At 72.6% G+C, this 21,424-nt stretch carries 18 protein-coding genes and 2 tRNA genes; 11 read left to right on the top strand and 9 right to left on the bottom strand.

Features of this window, described 5'->3' with window-relative positions:
* Positions 1 to 104: 104 nt before the first annotated feature.
* Positions 105 to 668 (bottom strand): SSI family serine proteinase inhibitor, encoded by a 564-nt coding sequence (locus AB6L24_RS24095; protein WP_405658296.1) that lies wholly within the window; start codon positions 666 to 668, stop codon positions 105 to 107.
* A gap of 197 nt (positions 669 to 865) precedes the next feature.
* Between AB6L24_RS24095 and AB6L24_RS24090 the strand changes: the two genes are divergently transcribed.
* Positions 866 to 956, top strand: a tRNA-Ser gene (locus AB6L24_RS24090).
* Positions 957 to 1,226: 270 nt separating this feature from the next.
* Positions 1,227 to 1,299 (top strand) — tRNA-Arg (locus tag AB6L24_RS24085).
* 115 nt (positions 1,300 to 1,414) lie between these two features.
* Here AB6L24_RS24085 and AB6L24_RS24080 read toward each other — a convergent pair.
* The 5 genes from AB6L24_RS24080 to AB6L24_RS24060 all read right to left on the bottom strand — a co-directional run bounded on the left by AB6L24_RS24080 (position 1,415) and on the right by AB6L24_RS24060 (position 6,157).
* The gene (locus AB6L24_RS24080; protein ID WP_405658294.1) at positions 1,415 to 1,948 is read right to left on the bottom strand and encodes a GNAT family N-acetyltransferase; all 534 of its coding nucleotides are present in this window, start codon (positions 1,946 to 1,948) and stop codon (positions 1,415 to 1,417) included.
* Between the two features lie 127 nt (positions 1,949 to 2,075).
* On the bottom strand, positions 2,076 to 3,326 hold the full coding sequence (locus AB6L24_RS24075; RefSeq protein WP_405658292.1) for an NAD(P)/FAD-dependent oxidoreductase: 1,251 nt from the start codon (positions 3,324 to 3,326) through the stop codon (positions 2,076 to 2,078).
* Between the two features lie 164 nt (positions 3,327 to 3,490).
* Entirely contained in the window at positions 3,491 to 4,438 is a 948-nt protein-coding gene (locus tag AB6L24_RS24070) for an RNA polymerase sigma-70 factor (protein ID WP_405658290.1), read from the bottom strand.
* Positions 4,439 to 4,517: 79 nt separating this feature from the next.
* A complete protein-coding gene (locus tag AB6L24_RS24065; protein ID WP_405658288.1) occupies positions 4,518 to 5,162 on the bottom strand; it encodes a CatB-related O-acetyltransferase in 645 nt (214 codons plus the stop codon).
* A gap of 164 nt (positions 5,163 to 5,326) precedes the next feature.
* On the bottom strand, positions 5,327 to 6,157 hold the full coding sequence (locus tag AB6L24_RS24060) for an MOSC domain-containing protein (protein WP_405658286.1): 831 nt from the start codon (positions 6,155 to 6,157) through the stop codon (positions 5,327 to 5,329).
* A gap of 207 nt (positions 6,158 to 6,364) precedes the next feature.
* Here AB6L24_RS24060 and AB6L24_RS24055 point away from each other — a divergent pair, with 207 nt between their 5' ends.
* The 9 genes from AB6L24_RS24055 to AB6L24_RS24015 all read left to right on the top strand — a co-directional run bounded on the left by AB6L24_RS24055 (position 6,365) and on the right by AB6L24_RS24015 (position 17,346).
* The gene (locus tag AB6L24_RS24055) at positions 6,365 to 7,279 is read left to right on the top strand and encodes a DUF2797 domain-containing protein (protein WP_405658284.1); all 915 of its coding nucleotides are present in this window, start codon (positions 6,365 to 6,367) and stop codon (positions 7,277 to 7,279) included.
* A 172-nt stretch (positions 7,280 to 7,451) separates the two neighbouring features.
* Complete coding sequence (locus AB6L24_RS24050; protein ID WP_380843352.1) at positions 7,452 to 7,820, top strand: antibiotic biosynthesis monooxygenase family protein; 369 nt, start codon at positions 7,452 to 7,454, stop codon at positions 7,818 to 7,820.
* A gap of 85 nt (positions 7,821 to 7,905) precedes the next feature.
* The gene (locus tag AB6L24_RS24045; RefSeq protein WP_405663292.1) at positions 7,906 to 8,787 is read left to right on the top strand and encodes an amidohydrolase family protein; all 882 of its coding nucleotides are present in this window, start codon (positions 7,906 to 7,908) and stop codon (positions 8,785 to 8,787) included.
* Between the two features lie 169 nt (positions 8,788 to 8,956).
* Positions 8,957 to 9,703 (top strand): response regulator transcription factor, encoded by a 747-nt coding sequence (locus AB6L24_RS24040; protein ID WP_405658281.1) that lies wholly within the window; start codon positions 8,957 to 8,959, stop codon positions 9,701 to 9,703.
* Between the two features lie 38 nt (positions 9,704 to 9,741).
* Positions 9,742 to 11,337, top strand: coding sequence for a sensor histidine kinase (locus AB6L24_RS24035; protein ID WP_405658279.1), 1,596 nt, complete (start codon positions 9,742 to 9,744; stop codon positions 11,335 to 11,337).
* Between the two features lie 26 nt (positions 11,338 to 11,363).
* Entirely contained in the window at positions 11,364 to 12,701 is a 1,338-nt protein-coding gene (locus tag AB6L24_RS24030; protein ID WP_405658277.1) for a glycosyltransferase, read from the top strand.
* Positions 12,698 to 14,788 (top strand): ArnT family glycosyltransferase, encoded by a 2,091-nt coding sequence (locus AB6L24_RS24025; protein WP_405658274.1) that lies wholly within the window; start codon positions 12,698 to 12,700, stop codon positions 14,786 to 14,788. Before AB6L24_RS24030 ends, AB6L24_RS24025 begins: the two co-directional genes overlap by 4 nt.
* Before the next feature lie 95 nt (positions 14,789 to 14,883).
* Positions 14,884 to 16,407 (top strand): MFS transporter, encoded by a 1,524-nt coding sequence (locus AB6L24_RS24020; protein ID WP_405658272.1) that lies wholly within the window; start codon positions 14,884 to 14,886, stop codon positions 16,405 to 16,407.
* Positions 16,408 to 16,476: 69 nt separating this feature from the next.
* Positions 16,477 to 17,346 carry a TetR/AcrR family transcriptional regulator gene (locus AB6L24_RS24015; RefSeq protein ID WP_405658270.1) on the top strand — a complete coding sequence of 290 codons (870 nt, stop codon included), beginning with the start codon at positions 16,477 to 16,479 and terminating at the stop codon, positions 17,344 to 17,346.
* On the opposite strand, the gene AB6L24_RS24010 is transcribed toward AB6L24_RS24015, so the two are convergent.
* The 3 genes from AB6L24_RS24010 to AB6L24_RS24000 all read right to left on the bottom strand — a co-directional run bounded on the left by AB6L24_RS24010 (position 17,321) and on the right by AB6L24_RS24000 (position 21,412).
* Positions 17,321 to 17,779 (bottom strand): PPOX class F420-dependent oxidoreductase, encoded by a 459-nt coding sequence (locus AB6L24_RS24010; RefSeq protein ID WP_405658268.1) that lies wholly within the window; start codon positions 17,777 to 17,779, stop codon positions 17,321 to 17,323. The two genes, AB6L24_RS24015 and AB6L24_RS24010, sit on opposite strands and share 26 nt — an antisense overlap.
* A gap of 46 nt (positions 17,780 to 17,825) precedes the next feature.
* On the bottom strand, positions 17,826 to 18,653 hold the full coding sequence (locus tag AB6L24_RS24005; protein WP_405658266.1) for a YceI family protein: 828 nt from the start codon (positions 18,651 to 18,653) through the stop codon (positions 17,826 to 17,828).
* A gap of 182 nt (positions 18,654 to 18,835) precedes the next feature.
* The gene (locus AB6L24_RS24000) at positions 18,836 to 21,412 is read right to left on the bottom strand and encodes an MFS transporter (protein WP_405658264.1); all 2,577 of its coding nucleotides are present in this window, start codon (positions 21,410 to 21,412) and stop codon (positions 18,836 to 18,838) included.
* Positions 21,413 to 21,424 lie beyond the last annotated feature (12 nt).

The following is a 21,424-nucleotide window of genomic DNA, read 5'->3' as shown; positions in this document are numbered from 1 at the left end:
AGAAGCTGTGAGCCTTCAGTAGTCCCTGGTCACGGAAGGGTCGCGAACCACCCTTCGGTCAAGGTTGCGATGCGTCGCCGTCCCGCCGCCCGCCGCGGTCCGCATCAACCGCCGTTCGCGGGCAGGACGGGTACGAGGGTGTTCCACCGCGAGATCTGGCAGCCGTCGGTGCGCGTGAACGTCGTGTCGACGGGACGCCCCTGCCAGGTGCCCTGGACGCGGGCGGTCTCCGGGCCGCCGTACTGCTGGGTGCACGCCGCGTCGCGCGGGACCTCCTTGAACGGGTTCACGCCCTCCGCCGCGAGCTGGTCGAGACGTTCGCACGCGTCATCGGGCGAAGGGTGCGTGCCGCCCGTGGGGGCGCACTCCAGGGTGTATGCCCCGTCGCCCGCGCCGGCCTCGCTGACCGTGATGCTCAGGCGGTCGGCGGCGGGACGGTCGACGGTGTGGCCGCCGATGGGGCCGGTGGCGTTGTCGACGGCGCGGCCGAGGGCGCCGAGGTTCCCCGTGCCGAGGGGGCTGACGGCACTCGGGCCGCCCGTGCCGAGCTGGCTGCCGCCGAGGTGGCCCGCGTGCGCGACGGCGGGGAACGCGGCAAGGGCGGCGAAGGACGCGGCGGCGGACGCGGCGGCGGTGAACAGGAGGCGGCGCGGTGTGGACGGCTTCACGGGATCTCCCTGAGGGACGCGGTTCCGGCTGGTACCTACCGCCTCTAACGCCACCGCCCCCACCGCGTTGCGGCCCCGTTTTACGCTTTGCTCTGCGGGCCGCCCGACTAGTACCGTGGAGGCCGCGATTGGTGACGCGCCCCCAGGCTGTGTCATCATCTGCACGCACCCCCGCGCTCGCGCGGGATTGCAGGTTGGGAGGCGTCGCCTAGTCCGGTCTATGGCGCCGCACTGCTAATGCGGTTTGGGTCTTAAAGCCCATCGAGGGTTCAAATCCCTCCGCCTCCGCACCACGATCCGAAGCCCCGGTCATCCGACCGGGGCTTCGGTCGTTTCCACGCGACACACCCGCGGCGACTCACCCGTGAGAGTCACCGCGAGCCCACCTCAAGATCACCCAGTCCCACCGCGCGCCCCTGCCGCAGGAGGCATTTCCGCAGGTCAGAAGGGGTTCGGGAAACGGATTTCGCCTCACGGCGCAGGTCATGTAATGTTGTTCCCGCAACGCCGACCGGGGCGAAAAGCCCGGAAGGAAGAGCAACACAACAGAAGAATCAAGCACTCGTAGCTTAACGGATAGAGCATCTGACTACGGATCAGAAGGTTGCAGGTTCGAATCCTGCCGAGTGCACACAGACAAGAGGCCCCGGAGAGATCCGGGGCCTCTTGCGTTGCTGGGAGCTGAGGGAGCCGGGAGTGATCCGGCCGTTGCCCAGTGGGGTCCTCGGACCGATGGTGCGACTGGTTTATGCCTGGAACTCGGTCAGGTCGATGGTGTGGACCTGGAGGGGATGGGCGTACTCCGGGTGTGCCGTCTTCCGCTCGGGCGCCATGCCCAGCTTGCGGATGATGTTCTCGGAGGCGGTGTCCCCCACCCGGTTGATGCTGATGACGCGGTCGAGGCCGCGGTCCTGGAGTGCGAACTCCAGCGTGGCGTGGGCGGCTTCGGAGGCGTATCCCTGGCCCCAGAACTGTGAGCCGAGCCGCCAGCTGATCGCCACGGCGGGCAGTACCTCCGGCAGGAACTCGGGGACGGACAGACCCGTGAAGCCTGCCAGTTCGCCCGAGGCCAGCAGTTCGACGGCGAAGAGTCCGAAGCCCTCCTCGTCCCACTCCTCCTCCCACCGCTCGATCGCCTCCGCGGTGTGGTCCAGGTCGCGCACCGAGCCGTCGTCGATCCAGCGCATGACCCGCGGGTCCGCGTTGATGTCCGCCATCGGCGCGAGGTCGTCGTCATGCCAGCGACGCAGGAGGAGGCGGGGTGTGCGGATCTCGGTCATGGCGCCCATCCTGCCGAAGGGAACGGCCTTGTCGGTAATCCGGCGCTCGGCCGTGCAGCCGCGGGACTGACGCCCGTCGACCGAGGGCCCCACGGATTGTTCCGCGGGGCCTCTGGCGTTCGGTCGTTCAGGCCGCCGCCCTGGCGGTCGAGGCGGTCTTGGGGCGCTCCGTCGTGACGCGGCGGCGGCGGTTCGGGAGGCCGAGGGTGGGGTTGGCCACGGCCCAGGCCGCGCCCTTGCAGATCAGTTCCTTGTACGTGGCGGCGAAGCGGCCCGTCAGGGCTGCCTTGACCGCGCGGTCGTCGGCCGTGACGTACTGGATCAGGCCTTCCTTGCGGCCCAGTGAGACGCACTGGTTGAAGTAGCGGAGCGGGGTCTTGGGGATCTTGGCGCCGGTCAGGCGGGCCGCGATCGCGTCGGCGGCCTGCCAGGCCATGGGGGTGCCCGTGGCGCACGACATGCGCAGCGGCTTGTCGCCCGGGCCCATCGCCATGGCCGCGTCGCCGACCGCGTACACATCGGGGTGCGAGAGCGAGCGCATCGTCCTGTCGACCACGATCTGGCCGGTGTCGGTGACCTTCAGGGTGGTGGCCCGCGCGATCGGGTGGACCGCGAACCCGGCGGTCCACACGGTGACGGCCGCCGGGACGGACGTGCCGTCCGCGGTCGCCACGCGGTCGGCCTCGACACCGGTGACGGCGGCGTGTTCGTGCGCGGTGATGCCGAGCCCGGCGAAGACCTTGCGGACGTGGGCGCGGCCCTTCGGGGAGAGCCACTCGCCGAGTGCGCCGCGGGCGGTGAGGGCGACGTCGAGGTCCGGGCGGGCCTCCGCGATCTCGGTCGCGGCCTCCAGGCCCGTCAGGCCGCCGCCGACCACGACCACGGACTGTCCCGCCTCCAGGCGGGCCAGGCGCTCGCGCAGCCGCAGTGCGCCCGGGCGGCTCGCGAGCTCGTCGGCGAACTCGGCCGTGCCGGGGACTCCCTGGCTGTTCCAGCCGCTGCCGAGCGCGTAGACGAGGGTGTCGTACTCCAGGGTCTCCGCCGGTTCCAGGGTCTCCGGTTCAAAGGGCTCCGGCGCCCCCGCTTCCCCGGTCGGCCTCGCTCCCGTCACGGTCACCGTCTTGCGGTCCACGTCGACCGCCGTCACCCGCGCCAGCTTCAGTGCCACGCCCGTGCCCGCGAACATCTCGCTGAAGGGCCGGGGCCTGAGGTCCTGGCCGGCCGCCACCTGGTGCATGCGGACGCGCTCGACGAAGTCGGGCTCGGCGTTGACGAGGGTGATGGTGACGTCCTCGCGGTGCAGCCGCCTGGCGAGGCGTCCGGCGGCGGAGGCTCCGGTGTATCCGGCTCCGAGGACGATGATGCGGTGCTGCTGCATGGTCATGCTCCCTGTCTCGGCTCTTCCGCGTCGTCGGCTCTTCCGCGGGGTTCGCACCTTGAACCGGATGGCCCACGGATTTCTGACAGGGGTGAGGTGTGAAGCAGGTCACATGAGGGGGGCGGGGGCGGCCAGGTGGTGTGGACCGAGCGGGCCGGGACGGGTCAGAAGGCGTTGAACAGGGGGTTTCCGTGGTCCTCGGTCGCCCAGCGCTCGGTCGCGCGGACCAGCTTGTCCGGGTTCACCTGGTTGCGGAACGCGGTGATGCCCTCGGGGGTGACCTCCAGGCACAGGACGCCGACGACCCGGCCGTCGACGACCGCGACGACGGCGGGGCCGCCGTTGGCCGTCGTCGCGTACACCTCGGCCGTGCCGCCGACGAAGTCCCGCTTGGCCTTGCCGGGCTTGAACAGGCCCCACATGAACTTCGCGACCGCCACCGCGCCCTGGAACGGCTTCGCGCGGGCCGGGATCTTGCCGCCGCCGTCGCCGATGGCGATGGCGTCGTCGGTGAGCATCCGCACGAGCTGGTCGGTGTTGCCGCTGGTCGCGGCCGCCAGGAACTCCTCGACGACCCGCCGGGCCGCTGCCTCGTCGATGTCGGTGCGGGCGCGGCCGTCCGCGACCCGCTGCTTGGCGCGGTGGAAGAGCTGCTGGCTGGCGGCGTCGGTGATGTCCAGGATCTCGGCGATCTCGCGGTGCGTGTACGCGAAGGCCTCCCGCAGCACGTACACCGCACGCTCGTTGGGGGAGAGGCGTTCCAGGACGGTGAGGACCGCGTACGAGACCGACTCGCGCTGTTCGGCGGTGTCGGCGGGGCCCAGCATCGGGTCGCCGGCGAGCAGGGGCTCGGGGAGCCACTCGCCCACATAGGTCTCGCGGCGCGCGCGGGCCGAGGTGAGCTGGTTGAGGCACAGGTTGGTGAGGACCTTCGTCAGCCAGGCCTCGGGGACCTCGATGCGGTCGACGTCGGCGCCCTGCCAGCGCAGGAAGGTGTCCTGCACGGCGTCCTCGGCCTCGCTGGAGGAGCCGAGGAGGCGGTAGGCGATGGCCTCCAGGCGGGGCCTGGAGGCCTCGAACCGGTCGACGTCGTCCATGGTCAGAGGGGCCATGGTCCGGATCCTAGTCCGGCGGCGGGGACGGGGTCAGCCCCGGTGGTGGGGACGGGGCCGCCCCGGCGCGGCGGCCGGTTCAGGGAGCCGCCGCCTCCAGCGCGTCGACCGAGCCGGACATGATCGTGCGGACGTGGGCGGTGATGTGCTCCAGGGGCCAGTCCCACCAGGCGAGTTCGAGGAGGCGGGCCACGTCCTCGGGGTCGTAGCGGTGGCGGATGAGCTTGGCCGGGTTGCCGCCGACGATGCCGTAGTCGGGTACGTCGTCGACCACGACCGAGCCGGAGGCGATGATCGCGCCGTGGCCGATGCGGACGCCCGGCATCACCATCGTGCGGTAGCCGAACCAGACGTCGTGGCCGATGACCGTGTCGCCGCGTCCCGGCAGGCCGCTGATCAGGTCGAAGTGCTCGGACCAGGGGCCGCCCATGATCGGGAACGGGAAGGTGGACGCGCCGTCCATGCGGTGGTTGGCGCCGTTCATGATGAACCTCACGCCCTCGCCGAGCGCGCAGAACTTTCCGATGACCAGCTTCTCCGGGCCGTAGTGGTAGAGGACGTTCCGGGTCTCGAAGGCCGTGGCGTCGTCCGGGTCGTCGTAGTACGAGAACTCGCCCGCCTCGATCAACGGCGAGGTGATCAGGGGGCGGAGGAGCACCACGCGCGGCTGGTCCGGCATCGGGTGCAGCACGTTCGGGTCGGGGGTGAGGGGGAGGGGTGGCATGGCTGGTCTGCTCCTCGGTGCGGTGGGTGCGTGCGGCGTCGTGCGGTGCCATGCCGTGCCGTGCGGCCCGGTGGGCGACGCGCGGTGCCGGTCGTGGTCGCCTTCGCAGGTTCGTCCACCGTTCGGTGTGGTGTCCACCCGATTCTTCCCGGAGGGCTTTGCTCCTACGGGACCTCGGGGTCCGCCCAGGTGCCCACCGCCACCTCGTCGCCGACGGAGATCTTGCCGGGGTTCAGGACCGCGTACTTCGTGCCGAGGGCCACCCCGCCCTGGGGCGCGCGGCGGTACGAGGCGAGCGTGCGCAGCGGTTCCGGGCCCGCGCGGCGGCCGGCGTCCTGGTCGACGAGGGTGACCGCGCAGCGTATCGCCGGTTTCGTGTAGCCCAGTTCGGCGGTGCCGATCGTCAGGTGATGGGCGCGGTCCTCGGTGTGCGGCTCGTCCCAGCCCGCGACGACGATGTTGGGGCGGAAGCGGTCCATCGGCAGGCGCTCGGCGCCCCGCTCGCCGAGCTTCTCGTTCAACAGGTCCACGGTGGCACGGGAGATGAGGTGCAGGGCGCTGCTGTCGGCGTAGCCCGAGGTGCCGGGGATCCGGCCGTCGGTCACGCGGTGGTGCTCCGGCGGTACGCGGACGAGCCGGCTCGCGGCGCCCAGGAAGTCCGACAGCCATGCCGCCACCGCGTCCCCCTGGTCGATGCCCGTGTACGCGGCCCCGAACAGGTCGACGTCCCGGCGCGGGCCGGTCGTGTCGACGTCCACACGGACGTCGTCGTGACCCGGCGCCCCGAGCGTCAGGCGGGCGCCGTCCGCGTCGACGGCCGGGCGGATCAGGGCCAGCTTCGGGTCCCGCCGCTGTGTTCGGTACACCCCTTCCTCGCTGACGACCATGAAGCTGCGGTCGTGCGCCAGGCCCGCCGGTGTCAGGACGGCCTCGCCGGCCGGTGTTCCGGCGCAGCCCTTCACGGGGTAGTACGACAGCTCGGCGACGACAGCCATGCTTCGGCCCTTTCTTTCGGGTCTCTCGGTCTTCGGGTCTTCGGGTCTTTCGGGTCATGGTGCGGACGGTGCTCTTGGGCAACGTGGGGACCCGTCCGAAAATGCCGTACGTGACCCTTAATCAGGCGGACTCGACCTGACCGTTCGGCCGTCGACGCGTCCGTGCTGGTCAGGGGCGTTGTCAGTGGGGTGCTGCATGCTTTTCGCATGACGTGGTGGTGCACGGGGGTGCGGTGGCGGGTCGGTGACGGGCCCGTTCTGGGGTGGTACGCGCCGGGGCGGGGCGAGCGGGAGAGCCGGCTGGAGTTCGGGGGCGCGGTGGCCTTCCGGGTGCGGGGCGGGCGGTGCTGCCTCGGGGTGTGGCGGGGCGGGCGGTGGACGGCCTGTCCGGTGGGCGCGGCGGTGGCGGGGCGGGTCACGCGGGCCCAGTGCGAGGAGTGCGCGCGCGTCGACCGGGCGCACTCGGTCGCGGCGGACACGTTCGCCGACGACCCGCGGCCGTACCACGTGTACGTGGCGTGGTTCGGGCCCGGCCTGGTCAAGGTGGGGATCACGGGGGTCGCGCGGGGCGGGGCGCGGCTGCTCGAACAGGGGGCCGTGGCCTACACCTGGCTCGGCCAGGGGCCGTTGATGGCCGCGCGAAGGACGGAGGAGCTGCTGCGGACCGCGCTCGGCGTCCCGGACCGGATTCCGTACGAGCGCAAGCGGGCCCTGCGGGCGCGGCTGCCCGGGGTGGCGGAGCGGGCCGGGGAGCTGGCGGAGGTGCACCGGAGGGCGGCGGCGCTCGGCGACTGGCCCGAGTCGTTGGAGCGGCTGCCGTGCGAGGTCGTGGACCACGGTGAGACGTTCGGGCTCGCGGCGATCGGGGGGTTCGGCGCGGCGGGGCGGGTCGTGGACGAGCTGGTGGACGGCGGGGTCGTGGCGGGGGAGCTGGTCGCTGCCGCTGGGCCGGACCTGTATGTGGCGGTGAGTGGTCAGGGGGTGGTGATCGACAGTCGGTTGATGAGCGGGTGGCGGCTGGGTGGGCTGAGGGAGACGGGAGGTGACGCGGGGGATGGCGAGTGGTCGGGGGTGACGGTTCCGGTGCGGGGGATGCCGGTGGTGCAGGGCGGGTTGTTCTGAGGGTGCGGCGGCGCGGGCCCATGGGGAAGGCCGTGGCGCGGGCCCTGGGGGAGCCCCATGACCCGGCCCCGGAGGGCCTTTGGAGACCGGAAGGCAAAGACCTGCCGCCCGTTCGGCAATGACGGGGCCGAAGGGTGGACAGGGGCTCGGCGCACGGCGGACTGTGTGTGCCATGAGTGATCAAGAGCTTGCTGCTGAAGCCGGGAACGCCGGACCCGTCAGACCCACCCCACCCTTCGAGCCCCCCTACTACGCCGTCGTGTTCACGTCCCTGCGCACCCCGGGGGACAACGACTACGGCGCGACCGCCGACCGCCTGGAGGAGCTGGTGACCTCCGTGCCCGGGTACCTCGGGATGGACTCGGCGCGGACGCCGGGCGGGCTCGGCGTGACCGTCGGCTACTTCCGCGACGAGAAGGCCATCGCGGCCTGGCGCGGTGACCCGGAGCACAGGGAGGCGCGGGCGCGCGGCCGCAAGGAGTGGTACGAGGACTACGTGGTGCACGTGGCCAAGGTCGAGCGGAGCTACGGCAGTGGGTGAGGACGGGGAGGAGAGGGCGGCCGACGTGGGCGAGGAAGAGGCGAGCGCGGAAGGAACGGGCGAGGAAGCGACAGCGGAGCAAGCGGTGGCCGAGGCCGAGCGGGTCACCGCGTTCTGGGAGCGGCTGGGCCTTCCCGGACTCGTCGACGTACACACCCACTTCATGCCGGAGCGGGTCCTCAGGAAGGTGTGGGCTTACTTCGACTCGGTCGGGCCGCTCACGGGCGTGCGGTGGCCGATCGTGTACCGGCACGACGAGGAGCGGCGGCTCGCGGTGCTGCGCGGGTTCGGGGTGCGGGCGTTCACGTCGATGCTGTACCCGCACAAGGCGGGCATGGCGGAGTGGCTCAACGGGTGGGCGGCGGAGTTCGCCGCGCGGACGCCGGACTGCCTGCACACGGCGACGCTGTTCCCCGAGCCGGAGGCGGCGCGGTATGTGCGTGCGGCCGTCGAGGGCGGTGCTCGGGTGTTCAAGTCGCATGTGCAGGTGGGGGCGTACGACCCGAACGACCCGCTGCTCGACCCGGCGTGGGGGCTGCTCGCGGAGGCCGGGATCCCGGTGGTGATGCACTGCGGCTCGGGCCCGGCGCCCGGCAAGCACACCGGGCCCGAGCCGGTGGGGCGGCTGCTCGCGCGGCATCCTCGGCTGCCGCTGGTGGTGGCGCACATGGGGATGCCGGAGTACGCGGACTTCATGGACCTGGCCGAGCGGTACGAGGGGGTGCGGCTCGACACGACGATGGCGTTCACGGACTTCAGCGAGGCGACGACGCCGTTCCCGCGCGGGGAGCTCGGGCGGCTCGCGGACCTGGGGCTCGGCGGGCGGATCCTGCTCGGGACGGACTTCCCCAACATCCCGTACGGGTACGTCCACCAGCTGGAGGCGCTGGAGCGGCTCGGGCTCGGCGACGACTGGCTGCGGGCGGTGTGCCACGGGAACGGGGCGAGGCTGTTCGGGCTGGAGTGAGGCCGGGTGGGCGTGACGTCGGGCTCGGACGAGCCCCGGCTCGGGTGCGCCGGGCCCTGGGGCGGCCCCGTCCAGCGCGGCGGCCCCGTCCCGCGCGGCGCCGCGTTTTCTCAGGGAATTCACAGGTACCCGAAAGCCCCCTCTCACGGCTGCCGACCACCCTGAGGGCATGACCACGACCTCGCCCCAGGGGCGTATCGAACTGCTCAGGCCGGACGGGAGCCCCGTCCGCGTACTCGTCGTGGATGACGAGGTGTCGCTCACCGAGCTGCTCTCGATGGCGCTGCGGTACGAGGGCTGGGAGATCCGCAGCGCCGACGACGGCGCGGGCGCGGTGCGGGCCGCGCGGAGCTTCCGGCCGGACGCCGTCGTGCTCGACATGATGCTGCCGGACATGGACGGCCTGGCCGTGCTCGGACGGCTGCGCCGCGAACTGCCGGACGTGCCCGTGCTGTTCCTGACCGCCAAGGACGCCGTCGAGGACCGCATCGCCGGGCTCACCGCGGGCGGCGACGACTACGTGACCAAGCCGTTCAGCCTCGAAGAGGTCGTCGCGCGCCTGCGCGGGCTCATCCGGCGCTCCTGCGCGTCCGGGCGGCGCAGCGAGTCCGTGCTCGCCGTCGGCGACCTCACCCTCGACGAGGACAGCCACGAGGTGACCCGCGGCGGCGACTCCATCCACCTCACCGCCACCGAGTTCGAGCTGCTGCGCTACCTGATGCGCAACCCGCGGCGCGTGCTCAGCAAGGCGCAGATCCTCGACCGGGTGTGGAGCTACGACTTCGGGGGCCAGGCCAACGTCGTCGAGCTGTACATCTCGTATCTGCGGCGGAAGATCGACGCCGGGCGTGAGCCGATGATCCACACGCGGCGGGGCGCCGGGTACCTGATCAAGCCCGCCGTCCTGGCGGCGTGAGCCTCCCGGGCCACCCGCGGACCCGCAAGCCCCGCGCGTTGCGCGCACGCAAGCCCCGCACCCTCCGCACCCGTCTCGTCGTCTCCGCCGTCGCGCTGATCGCCGTCGTGTGCGCGGTGATCGGCACGGTCACGACGATCGCGCTGCGGTCGCATCTGTACGAGCAGGTGGACGGCGCTCTCCGGCAGGTCTCGATGCGCGCGGCCGGGCCGCCCGAGGACGCGGGGCAGCTGCCGGAGCACCGCGACGACGGGCCCGACGGGGGCGGACCCCTGCGGTTCGTCACCAAGGGCCCGCAGGAGGTCGGCACCGTGGGCGCCGTCGTCGGCGAGGACGGCACCCTCACCGAGGGCGCCGTCAGCACCGAGCCCGACGTGTCGAGCGGCGCCCCCGAATCCATCGCCAAGTCCCTCGACGCCGACCAGCTCGACGCCCTCGCCGACGTGGCCCGCGACGGCAAGCCGCACACCGTGGACGTACCGGAACTGGGCGAGTACCGCGTCGAGTACACCAGCGGCCGCTTCGGCGACTACCTCGTCGGCCTGCCCACCACCAAGGTCACCACCACCCTCAGCACGCTCGTCGTCACCGAGGTCAGCGTCACCGCCGCGGGCCTGGTCGCCGCCTCGCTCGCGGGCGCGGCGATGGTCGGCGTGACCCTGCGCCCGCTGCGCCGCGTCGCCGCCACCGCCACCCGCGTCTCCGAACTCCCCCTGCACAGCGGCGAGGTGGCCCTCCACGAACGCGTCCCCGACGCCGAGGCCGACGCCCGCACCGAGGTCGGCCAGGTCGGCGCCGCGCTCAACCGCATGCTCGACCACGTCCACTCGGCGCTGCACGCGCGCCAGCGCAGCGAGACCCGGGTGCGCCAGTTCGTCGCCGACGCCGGCCACGAGCTGCGCACCCCGCTCGCCTCCATCCGCGGCTACGCCGAACTGACCCGCAGGGGCCACGAGGAGGCGGGCCCCGACACCCGGCACGCCCTCGGCCGCATCGAGTCCGAGGCCACCCGGATGACCGGCCTGGTCGAGGACCTGCTGCTGCTCGCCCGCCTGGACGTGGACCGCGGCGCCGGCCCCGGCGGCGGTACGTCGGCCCCGGCGCTCCGGGGCCCGGCCCCGGGCCCCCTCACGTACGAACCCACCGACCTCTCCCCCCTCGTCGTCGACGTCCTCAGCGACGCCCGCGCCGCGGGACCCGACCACACCTGGCGCCTCGACCTGCCGCCGGACCCCGCGCTCGTCCTCGCCGACCCGGCCCGCGTCCACCAGGTCCTGGCGAACCTCCTCGGCAACGCCCGCACCCACACTCCGCCGGGCACCACCGTCACCGCGCGCGTGCGCCACGAGGGGCCCCGGGTGCGCGTCGACGTCGCCGACGACGGTCCCGGCATCCCGCCCGACCTGCTTCCGCACGTCTTCGAACGGTTCGCGCGCGGCGACTCCTCACGCTCGCGCGCCCACGGTTCAACGGGTCTCGGCCTCGCGATCGTGCGGGCGGTCGTGGCCGCGCACGACGGCGACGTGACGGTGACGAGCGAGCCCGGCAAGACGGTGTTCACCGTCCACCTGCCCGCGCACCAAGAACAACTCCCGTACTCACAGACGGGCCACAGCCTCACCACACAGCCCTGACAGCGCGCTTGGCGAGCGTCGGACGCATGCCAACCGACTCTGCCAAGGGGCCATCGGGCACGCTGCCGACGCGGGCGCACCTGCCCGCACACAGCCTCCGACACGACGTACCGACGCCACCTGTCCTCGACATCGTCATCCCGGTCCACAACGAGGAGAAGGACCTCCCGCCGTCCGTGCACAGGCTGCGCGACCACCTCGCGCGGACCTTCCCGTACCGCTTCCGGATCACGATCGCCGACAACGCCTCCACGGACAGCACCCCGCGGGTGGGGGCCGGGCTCGCGGCGCAGGTCCCCGACGTGCGGTACGTACGCCTTGAGGAGAAGGGGCGCGGGCGGGCGCTGCGCGCCGTCTGGTCCGCCTCGGACGCGCCCGTGCTCGCGTACATGGACGTGGACCTGTCCACGGACCTCAACGCGCTGCTCCCGCTGGTCGCGCCGCTGATCTCCGGCCACTCGGACCTGGCGATCGGCTCCCGGCTCGCGCGCAGTTCACGCGTGGTGCGCGGCGGCAAGCGGGAGTTCGTCTCGCGCGCGTACAACCTCGTCCTGCGGGGCTCGCTGCACGCCCGGTTCTCCGACGCGCAGTGCGGGTTCAAGGCGCTCCGGGCGGATGTGGCAGGGGAGTTGCTGCCGCTGGTCGAGGACACGGGGTGGTTCTTCGACACCGAGATGCTGGTGCTCGCCGAGCGGGCGGGCCTGCGCATCCACGAGGTGCCCGTCGACTGGGTCGACGACCCGGACTCGTCCGTCCACATCGTCAGGACGGCGGCCGAGGACCTGAAGGGCGTGTGGCGCGTGGGCCGCGCCCTCGCGGTGGGCGCGCTCCCTCTTGACCGGCTTGTGCGCCCCTTCGGGGACGATCCGCGCGACCGCGCGCTGAAGGGCGTACCGCGCACACTGCCCCGCCAACTCGTCGGCTTCTGCGTCGTCGGTGTGCTCTCCACTGTCTTCTATCTCCTCCTGTACTCCGGCTTCCGTACGTTCACGGGGTCGCAGGCGGCCAACGCGCTGGCCCTCCTCGTGTCCGCCGTCGCCAACACGGCGGCCAACCGGAGGCTCACCTTCGGAGTACGCGGCCGTGCGCGCGCCGTCCGCCACCAGGCGCAGGGCCTGGTGGTCTTCGCCATCGGCCTGGCCCTGACCAGCGGCTCCCTCGCGGCGCTCGACGCGGCCGCCGATGACGCCTCGCACGGCACCGAGCTGGCCGTCCTCGTCGTCGCCAACCTCGCGGCGACCGTCCTGCGCTTCCTGCTGCTCCGCGCGTGGGTGTTCCCGGACCGGCGTACGGAGCCGACACCGGCCGGTACGGAGCCGGCGCCCTCCCCCACGTACACGTACGAAGCGAGGAACTCCCGATGACCACGACCCATCCACCCGCCGCGGCCCTGGTGTGGCGCGGCCGCGCCGAGGACGCGCGCTGGGTGCGCCCCGCCTTCCTCGGCCTGCTCCTGGCCACGGCCGTCCTCTACGTGTACGACCTCGGCGCGTCCGGCTACGCCAACTCCTTCTACTCCGCCGCCGCGCAGGCCGGTGGGCAGAGCTGGAAGGCGATGTTCTTCGGCTCCCTGGACGCGGGCAACGCCATCACCGTCGACAAGCCCCCGGCCGCGCTCTGGCCGATGGCCCTGTCCGTGCGGCTCTTCGGCCTCAGCTCCTGGGCGATCCTGCTTCCGCAGGCGCTGATGGGCGTGGCCACGGTCGCCGTCCTGTACGCCGCCGTGCGCCGCCGCTTCAGCGCCGCCGCCGGGCTGATCGCGGGCGCGGTCCTCGCGCTCACGCCGGTCGCCGCGCTGATGTTCCGCTTCAACAACCCCGACGCGCTGCTCGCGCTCCTGATGACCGTCACCGTCTACTGCGTCCTGCGCGCCCTGGAGCACGGGCGCACCAAGTGGCTGGTGGGGGCGGGCGTCGCCGTCGGCCTCGCGTTCCTCGCCAAGACCCTGCAGGCGTTCCTGATCCTGCCGCCGCTCGCGGTCCTGTACGCGGTGTGCGCGCCGGTGCGGCTGCCCAAGCGCCTCGGCCAACTCGCCCTGTCCGGGCTCGCGACGGTCGTCGCGGGCGGCTGGTGGGTCGCGGTCGTCGAGCTGTGGCCCGAGTCCTCGCGCCCGTACGTCGGCGGCTCCCAGCACAACTCCTTCCTGGAGCTGACCTTCGGCTACAACGGCCTCGGCCGCATCAACGGCGAGGAGACCGGCAGCGTCGGCGGGGGCGGCGGACCCGGCGGCGGGGGCCGCTGGGGCGAGACCGGGCTCGGCAGGATGTTCAACTCCGAGGTGGGCGGCCAGATCTCCTGGCTGCTTCCGGCCGCGCTGATCCTGCTGGTCGGGGGCCTGATCGTGACGTGGCGGGCGCGCAGGACGGACACCGCGCGGGCGGCGTTCGCGGCCTGGGGCGGCTCGCTCCTCATGACCGCGGCCGTCTTCAGCTTCATGGCCGGGATCTTCCACCAGTACTACACGGTGGCCCTCGCCCCCTACCTCGCGGCGCTCGTCGGCATGGGCGCGACCGTGCTGTGGGAGGAGCGCGCCAGGGCGTGGGCGGGCGTGGTGCTCGGCGGCGCGGTCGCGGTGACGGCCTGGTGGGCGTACGAACTCCTCGGCCGTACGCCGGACTACGTGCCGTGGCTGCGCTGGGCCGTCCTTGTGGCGGGGCTCGCGGGCGCGGCGGGGCTGCTGCTCGCGGCCCGGCTCGGACGGCGGCTCGCCCTCACGGCCGTCGGCGTCGGCCTCGCGGCGTCGCTCGCCGGTCCGGTGGCGTACACGCTGTCCACGGTGGACAGCCCGCACACCGGGTCGATCGTGACGGCGGGGCCCGCGGGGGCGGGGCGGATGGGCGGTGGGCCCGGGGGTCCTGGCGGTGGCGGCGGGCCCGGGGGCGCCGGTGGTCCTGGCGGGGACGGCGGGGGTCGGCCTCCTGGGCAGCAGGGGCAGGGGCAGGGGCAGGCCCAAGGCCAAGGCCGACCGAACCAGCCTCCGGGGCAGCAGGGCCAGGGCCGACAGAACCCGCAGAGCCCGCAGGGCCAGCCCTCCGCCCAACGCGGCGGCATGGGCGGCCTCCTCAACGGCGCCCAGGTCGGCACCGAGGAGAAGCGCCTCCTGGAAGCGAACGCCGGTGACTACACCTGGGCCGCCGCGGCGATCGGCTCGCAGAACGCGGCGAGCCACCAACTCGCCACCGGCGAGCCGGTGATGGCCATCGGCGGCTTCAACGGCAGCGACCCGTCCCCGACCCTCGCCCAGTTCAAGAGCTACGTGGCCGACGGCAGGATCCACTACTTCATCGCCGGAGGCGGCATGGGCGGAGGCAGGGGAGGCGGTGGCACGGGCGCAGGCGCGGGCGGCGACCAGGGCACCGCGGCTCAGATCTCCACCTGGGTGACGAAGACCTTCACCAAGGTCACCGCCGGGGACGCCACGTTCTACGACCTCACCGACCCCAAGAACTGAGCGTCCCGCCAGAACCCTCTTGTACACCGTATGGGACTTCCTCTACGGTGTACGTCTACCCATCGACGTACACCGTAGAAGAGAAGGAGCCCCTTATGACGGCGACCACCGCCGACAACCCGGAAGCCGTCACCGCGCCCGACGGCCGCCACCCGCAGCGCTGGCTGATCCTCGGCGTCATCTGCCTGGCCCAGCTCACCGTGCTGCTCGACAACACCGTCCTCAGCGTCGCGATCCCCTCGCTCACCAGCGAGCTGGACGCCTCGTCGGCCGACATCCAGTGGATGATCAACGCGTACTCGCTGGTGCAGTCGGGCCTGCTGCTCACCGCGGGCAGCGCCGCCGACCGCTACGGCCGCAAGAAGCTGCTGACCGCGGGCCTGGCCCTGTTCGGCATCGGCTCGCTCGCGGCGGGCCTCGCCCAGACCTCCACGCAGCTCATCGCGGCCCGCGCGGGCATGGGCGTGGGCGGCGCGCTCCTGATGACGACGACGCTCGCGGTCGTCGTGCAGCTCTTCGACGACGCCGAGCGGGTCAAGGCGATCGGCCTGTGGGCGACCGTCAACTCCCTCGGCTTCGCCGCGGGTCCGCTGCTCGGCGGCTTCATGCTGAACCACTTCTGGTGGGGCTCGATCTTCCTGATCAACATCCCCGTCGCGCTCGTCGGCATCGTCGCCGTCGTCAAGATGGTGCCCGAGTCCAAGAACCCCCAGGGCGACCGCCCCGACCTGCTCGGCGCGCTCCTGTCGACCATAGGCATGGCCTCGGTCGTGTACGCGATCATCTCGGGGCCCGAGCACGGCTGGACCTCGGGACAGGTCCTGGTGGCGGCGGGCGTCGGCGTGGTCGTCCTCGGCGCCTTCGCGCTGTGGGAGCTGCGGATCCCGTACCCGATGCTGGACATGCACTTCTTCCAGAACAAGCGCTTCATCGGCGCCGTGATGGGCGCGGTCCTGGTGGCCTTCGGCCTCGGCGGCTCGCTGTTCCTGCTCACCCAGCACCTGCAGTTCGTGCTCGGGTACGAGCCGTTGGAGGCGGGCCTGCGCACCGCGCCGCTCGCCGTCACCGTGGTCGCCCTGAACCTCGTGGGCCTCGGCGCGAAGCTGCACGCCAAGCTGGGCACGCCCGGCACGATCCTGACGGGCATGACGATGCTGGCGGGCGGCCTCGCCGTCGTCGCGTCGTTCGGCGCGCACGACTACTCGGGCATGCTGGCGGGCCTGGTCCTGATGGGCGCGGGCATCTCGTTCGCGATGCCCGCGATGGCCAACGCCATCATGGGCGCGATCCCGGTGGAGAAGGCCGGCGTGGGCGCGGGCATCAACGGCACGCTCGCGGAGTTCGGCAACGGCCTCGGCGTCGCCGTGCTCGGCGCGGTCCTCAGCTCCCGCTTCTCGGCGCTCGTCGCGGTGTCGGCGACGTCGTTCCCGGCGGCGATGGCGGCGGCGGGCTCGGCGGGCGAGCGGGAGCGGATCTCGGACGCGTTCTCGTCCGGCCTGGAGACGAGTCAGCTCGTCGGCGCGGTGGCGCTGTTCCTCGGCGGCGCGCTGGCGGCGGCGTTGCTGTGGCGGGCGGAGAGGGCAGACTCTGTGCAGCGGGCGACCCCGGCCGCCGAGTAGAACCCAGCAGGGCGAAGCACAGCGCGCTGACGAAGCACAGCACGCCGACCAGGACCAGGAAGGTGCGCCATGACGAAGGCCGACCGCGCCGGGCGAGCGGCCCGCACGAGCGTCTGGCTGGAGGGCAAGGCGCCGCGCGGCACGAGCCGGAAGGGCGCCCAGCCGAGCGGACTCGACCGGGACCGCATCACCGAGGCGACCATCCGGCTCCTGGACGCCGAGGGCCTCGCCAAGTTCTCCATGCGCAGGCTCGCCACCGAGCTGAACGTCACCGCGATGTCCGTGTACTGGTACGTGGACACCAAGGACGACCTCCTCGAACTGGCCCTCGACCGGGTCGCCGAGGAGGTCCGCCTCCCCGACACCGAGGCCGCGCCCGACGCGTGGCGCGAGCAGCTGCGCGAACTGGCCGCCGAATACCGCGACCTGCTGGTCCGCCACCCCTGGGTGTCGCCGCTGATCGGCGAGTTCCTGAACATCGGGCCGAACTGGCTCGCGTTCTCCCTCGCCATCCAGAAGGCCGTGCGGAACACCGGGCTCACGCCCTACCGCCAGAACGGCGCGATCGCCGCGGTGTTCCAGTTCGTGTACGGCTTCGGGACCATCGAGGGGCACTTCCTCGCGCGCTGCGCGGCCGCGGGCATGACCCAGGACGAGTACTTCAGGGACGCCGTCGGCACGGTGAACGAGGAACTCGCCAGCAACGAGGCGGTGCGGTCCGCCGCGGAGCTCATGGAGTCCCGCGGCGAGGGCACCGTCTCCGAGATGTGGGCCAGGGACTTCACGATCGCCCTGGACCTGATGATCGCGGGCATCGAGTCGATGCTGGACCCGGCCGTCCTCGCCGGGGACGGGGAGCACGGGGAGCGTGGCGCCGCCGGGGAAACCCCGGCCGGGGGAGCCACCACGGGGGTCACCGAGGAGGAAAGCCCCCGGTAGCCACCGGACCCCACCGCTCCGGGGTGACGCGGATCAGCGACTTGCCCTGCGTCCGCATCGCCTCGCGGTACTCGTCCCAGTCGGGGTGCTCGCCCGCGATGTTGCGGTAGTACTCGACGAGCGGCTCCACCGACTCCGGGGCGTCGATCACCTCCGCGCTGCCGTCGACCTGGACCCACGGGCCGTTCCACTCGTCCGACAGGACCACCACGCTGACCCGTGGGTTCCGCTTGGCGTTGCGGGTCTTGGCGCGCTCGGGGTACGTGGAGACCACGATCCGGCCCGAGTCGTCGACCCCGCAGGTCAGCGGGGAGGCCTGCGGGGTGCCGTCGGCGCGGGTGGTGAGCAGCAGGGCCCTGTGCCGAGGCCGGACGAAGTCCAGCAACTCCGCGAGGGACACGGTGGTGTTGGTGGCGATGTTCGGGGGCGTCATGGCCACGACGGTACGCCGCTGACCGCGCCCGCAGCGCCGGACCCGCCTAGCCCTGCGGCAGGCTCTCGCCCTGCACCGCCTGGATGTCCAGCTCCACCTTCAGCGTCGTGCCGATCGCCGAGATGCCCGCCTGGAGCACCTGGTTGTAGTTCATGGCGAAGTCCTCGCGGCGCAGTTCGGCGGTGGCGCGGAAGGCCGCGCGGGTGCCGCCCCACGGGTCGGCGCCGGTGCCGAGGTAGGCCAGGTCGAGGTCGACGGGGCGTACGACGCCGTGCATGCCGAGTTCGCCGCGCACGGTCCAGCGGTCGGATCCGGCGGGTTCGAGTCCGGTCGACCGGTAGGTGATCTCCGGGTACGTCTCGACGTCCAGGAAGTCGCCGGACTTCAGGTGCCCGTCGCGCATCGCGTTGCCGGTGTCGATGGACGCGGCCCCTATGACCGCCTCGACCCGCGACTTCTCCATGTTCTCGGCGTTCTCGGCGATCTCCACACGCCCCGAGAACTCGCCGAACCGCCCGCGCACGCTGGAGATCCCCAGATGCTGGGCGACGGCGGCCACGGACGAGTGCACGGGGTCGATCGTCCACGGCCCGGGCGGCGGCAGCTCCGTGCCGCCCGCGCGGCCGAGGACGACCTGGCCGACGTCGGCACGGCCGCTCGCGGTGACCAGGGCGGTGGCGGCCGCGGGCGCGTACCCGACGGCGGTGACGATGACGGTGTACGGCCCGGCGGCCAGCTCCGTGGCGTCCCGCACCACGCCCTCGCCGTCGGCGTCGGCGCGCAGCACCTGCGTCCCCGTCATGTCGGTGACGGTGACGACCGCGTGCGGTACCGCCCAACCGTCCCGCGTCCGAACTCGCGCAGTCAGTCCCATCCCGTTTCCACTCCTTGCCGAAGTCCACAAGGCCGTGCCCCCAGGGCGACAGCCCACAAAAGCAATCGGCCCCCGGCGGTGGCGACCGGCCGTCCCCAACCGTCGCGTCGCCACCGTCCCGGGGGCCCTACGCACCGCCCGGGGCCGCGTCCGCTCAAAGCGCGGCCCCAAGGCGGGGTCCATCACTCGCCCGGGTGGGCGAGTTCGATGTCGTGCCCTTCGACGACGCCGCCGTCGCCACCGTCGCCGCCGACCGTCAGGCCCGTGGCCACGGGCGGGTAGCCGGTCGCGATGACCGTGTACTCGCCGCCGTCCAGGTCGGTGAAGGCGTACTCGCCGTCCGTCCCGGTGGTGGCGGTGGCCACGACGTTCCCGGCCGCGTCGACGAGCGTGACGCGCGCGCCGTTCAGCGGCCCGCCCGCGGCCCGCACGGTGCCGAGCACGCGCGCGCCGGAGCGCAGTTCGACCTCGACGCGGGTGACGCCGACGGCGGACACCTCGACGGGCAGGGCCACAGGGCGGTGCCCGGCCGCGTTCACGGCGACGGTCACGGGCCCCGGGACCAGCTCGGCGAAGGCGAAGTCGCCCTGCTCGCCGGAGGTCCCGGTGGCGAGCACGTCCCCGCGCACATCGGTCACGACGACCATCGCGCCGGCCACGGGCAGCTTCGCGTCGGCGGTGCGCACGACGCCGCCGAGCCCGCTGGTGCCGCTCAGGAGCAGGTCGTACGCGAGCGGCTCGGCGCCGACCACGACGGTCGAGGCCTGCGGCTGGAACCCGTCGGCGGAGGCGATCAGGACGTACGAGCCGGCGCCGGGGGCGTCCACGGCGTAGGAGCCGTCGTCCTGGGCGACCGCGCGGCCGAGCTGCCGCCCGCCGAGGGAGATCAGCGTGACCGCGGCCCGGGGCACGGGCGCGCTCTCGGCGCCGCGCACGAAGCCGCGTACCGGCACGCCCCCGCCGGTGTCCTGCGCGGCCGCCGTGCCGGAGCCCGCGACGGACGCCGTGGCGGCGAGCCGCTGGGTGCCCTCGGGTCCGGCCTCGGTGTGCGCGGCGACGGCGGCGAGCACGGGCTCGGGGTCGGCCGGTGCGGAGGCGGTCGCCGCGGGGGCGGTGGTGACGGTGGGCGCGGAGGTGTCGCCGGACTCGGCGGCCTGCGCGAGCGCTCCGGCCGTGCGCAGCGGCACCTCCTTGATGAAGAGGGTGACCACGAACGCGAGGAACGCGATGGGCGCGGCGATCAGGAACACGTCCGCGATGCCGTGGCCGTAGGCGCTCTCCATGACGGTCCGGAACGGCGCGGGCAGCGCGTCCAGGTCCGGGATGCCGCCCCCGCCGGTGCCGCCGTGGCCGAGGGCGGCGCCCTGCGGGCCGAGGTCGGCGAGGCCGTCCTTCACGTAGTCGGTGATGCGCGTCGACATCACGGCGCCGAGCGCCGAGACGCCCATGGCGCCGCCGAGGGAACGGAAGAAGGTGACGACGGAGCTGGCGGCGCCGATGTCCTCGGGCGCGACCTGGTTCTGCGTGCACAGCACCAGGTTCTGCATCATCATGCCGATGCCGAGGCCCATCAGGGCCATGTAGCAGGCGATGTGCCAGTACGCGGTGTCGTACCGCATGGTGCCGAGGAGCCCGAGGCCCGCGGTCAGCAGCACACCGCCGCTCACCAGCCAGGCCTTCCACTTGCCCGTCTTGGTGATCAGCTGTCCCGAGACGGTGGACGACACGAACAGGCCCGCGATCATCGGGATCGTCATGACGCCGGACATCGTCGGCGACTTGCCGCGCGCCAGCTGGAAGTACTGGCTGAAGAAGACGGTGCCCGCGAACATCGCGACGCCGACGAACAGCGAGGCGACCGAGGCGAGGGCGATGGTGCGGTTGCGGAACAGCCGCAGCGGGATGATCGGCTCGCTGGCCCTGGACTCCACGAGCAGGAACAGCAGGCCGAGCAGGATCGAGCCGCCGACCATCGTGTACGACTGCCACGACAGCCAGTCGTACTTCTTGCCGGAGCCGGAGCCCGCGAAGGTCACCCAGACCAGGAGCAGCGAGACGGCGGCCGTGATGAAGAAGGCGCCGGCCCAGTCGACCTTGACCTGCCGCTTCACGACGGGCAGCTTCAGGGTCTTCTGGAGCACGATCAGGGCGATGATCGCGAAGGGCACGCCGACGTAGAAGCACCAGCGCCAGCCGAGCCAGGAGGTGTCGGTGATGACGCCGCCGAGCAGCGGGCCGCCGACGGTGGCGACGGCGAAGGTCGCGCCGAGGTAGCCGGAGTAACGGCCGCGCTCGCGCGGGGAGATCATCGCGGCCATGACGATCTGGGCGAGCGCCGAGAGGCCGCCGACGCCGATGCCCTGCACCACGCGGCAGGCGATCAGCATCCCGGCGTTCTGCGAGAGACCGGCGACGACCGAGCCGAGGACATAGATGACCAGGGCTATCTGGACGAGCGCCTTCTTGCTGAAGAGGTCCGACAGCTTGCCCCACAGCGGGGTGCTCGCCGTCATCGAGAGCAGTGCGGCGGTGACGACCCAGGTGTAGGCGGACTGGCCGCCGCCGAGGTCACCGATGATCTCGGGCAGGGCGTTGGAGACGATCGTCGACGACAGGATCGCGACGAACATGCCGAGCAGGAGGCCGGACAGGGCCTCCATGATCTGCCGGTGCGTCATCGGGGCGCCGCTGTCGGGGTGCCCGTGCGCTCCGTGCTTGGCATGGCTGCCCCGCACACCGGACGGTGTGGATGTTGCCATGGGTTCCTTTTC

Source organism: Streptomyces sp. RK9 (genome assembly GCF_045070545.1).
GTDB lineage: Bacteria > Actinomycetota > Actinomycetes > Streptomycetales > Streptomycetaceae > Streptomyces > Streptomyces alboflavus.
Note: the sequence above shows the minus strand (reverse complement) of the source record. Positions and strands in the feature narration are given on the sequence as shown.

Bases quoted from the DNA above. Each gene is read 5' to 3' on its own strand.
- AB6L24_RS24025 (WP_405658274.1), top strand. From the start codon at position 12,698: ATGACCACGACCCATCCACCCGCCGCGGCCCTGGTGTGGCGCGGCCGC.
- AB6L24_RS24000 (WP_405658264.1), bottom strand. From the start codon at position 21,412: ATGGCAACATCCACACCGTCCGGTGTGCGGGGCAGCCATGCCAAGCAC.
- AB6L24_RS24015 (WP_405658270.1), top strand. From the start codon at position 16,477: ATGACGAAGGCCGACCGCGCCGGGCGAGCGGCCCGCACGAGCGTCTGG.
- AB6L24_RS24050 (WP_380843352.1), top strand. From the start codon at position 7,452: ATGAGTGATCAAGAGCTTGCTGCTGAAGCCGGGAACGCCGGACCCGTC.
- AB6L24_RS24040 (WP_405658281.1), top strand. From the start codon at position 8,957: ATGACCACGACCTCGCCCCAGGGGCGTATCGAACTGCTCAGGCCGGAC.
- AB6L24_RS24070 (WP_405658290.1), bottom strand. From the start codon at position 4,438: ATGGCCCCTCTGACCATGGACGACGTCGACCGGTTCGAGGCCTCCAGG.
- AB6L24_RS24075 (WP_405658292.1), bottom strand. From the start codon at position 3,326: ATGCAGCAGCACCGCATCATCGTCCTCGGAGCCGGATACACCGGAGCC.
- AB6L24_RS24065 (WP_405658288.1), bottom strand. From the start codon at position 5,162: ATGCCACCCCTCCCCCTCACCCCCGACCCGAACGTGCTGCACCCGATG.
- AB6L24_RS24005 (WP_405658266.1), bottom strand. From the start codon at position 18,653: ATGGGACTGACTGCGCGAGTTCGGACGCGGGACGGTTGGGCGGTACCG.
- AB6L24_RS24010 (WP_405658268.1), bottom strand. From the start codon at position 17,779: ATGACGCCCCCGAACATCGCCACCAACACCACCGTGTCCCTCGCGGAG.
- AB6L24_RS24080 (WP_405658294.1), bottom strand. From the start codon at position 1,948: ATGACCGAGATCCGCACACCCCGCCTCCTCCTGCGTCGCTGGCATGAC.
- AB6L24_RS24060 (WP_405658286.1), bottom strand. From the start codon at position 6,157: ATGGCTGTCGTCGCCGAGCTGTCGTACTACCCCGTGAAGGGCTGCGCC.
- AB6L24_RS24030 (WP_405658277.1), top strand. From the start codon at position 11,364: ATGCCAACCGACTCTGCCAAGGGGCCATCGGGCACGCTGCCGACGCGG.
- AB6L24_RS24055 (WP_405658284.1), top strand. From the start codon at position 6,365: ATGACGTGGTGGTGCACGGGGGTGCGGTGGCGGGTCGGTGACGGGCCC.
- AB6L24_RS24020 (WP_405658272.1), top strand. From the start codon at position 14,884: ATGACGGCGACCACCGCCGACAACCCGGAAGCCGTCACCGCGCCCGAC.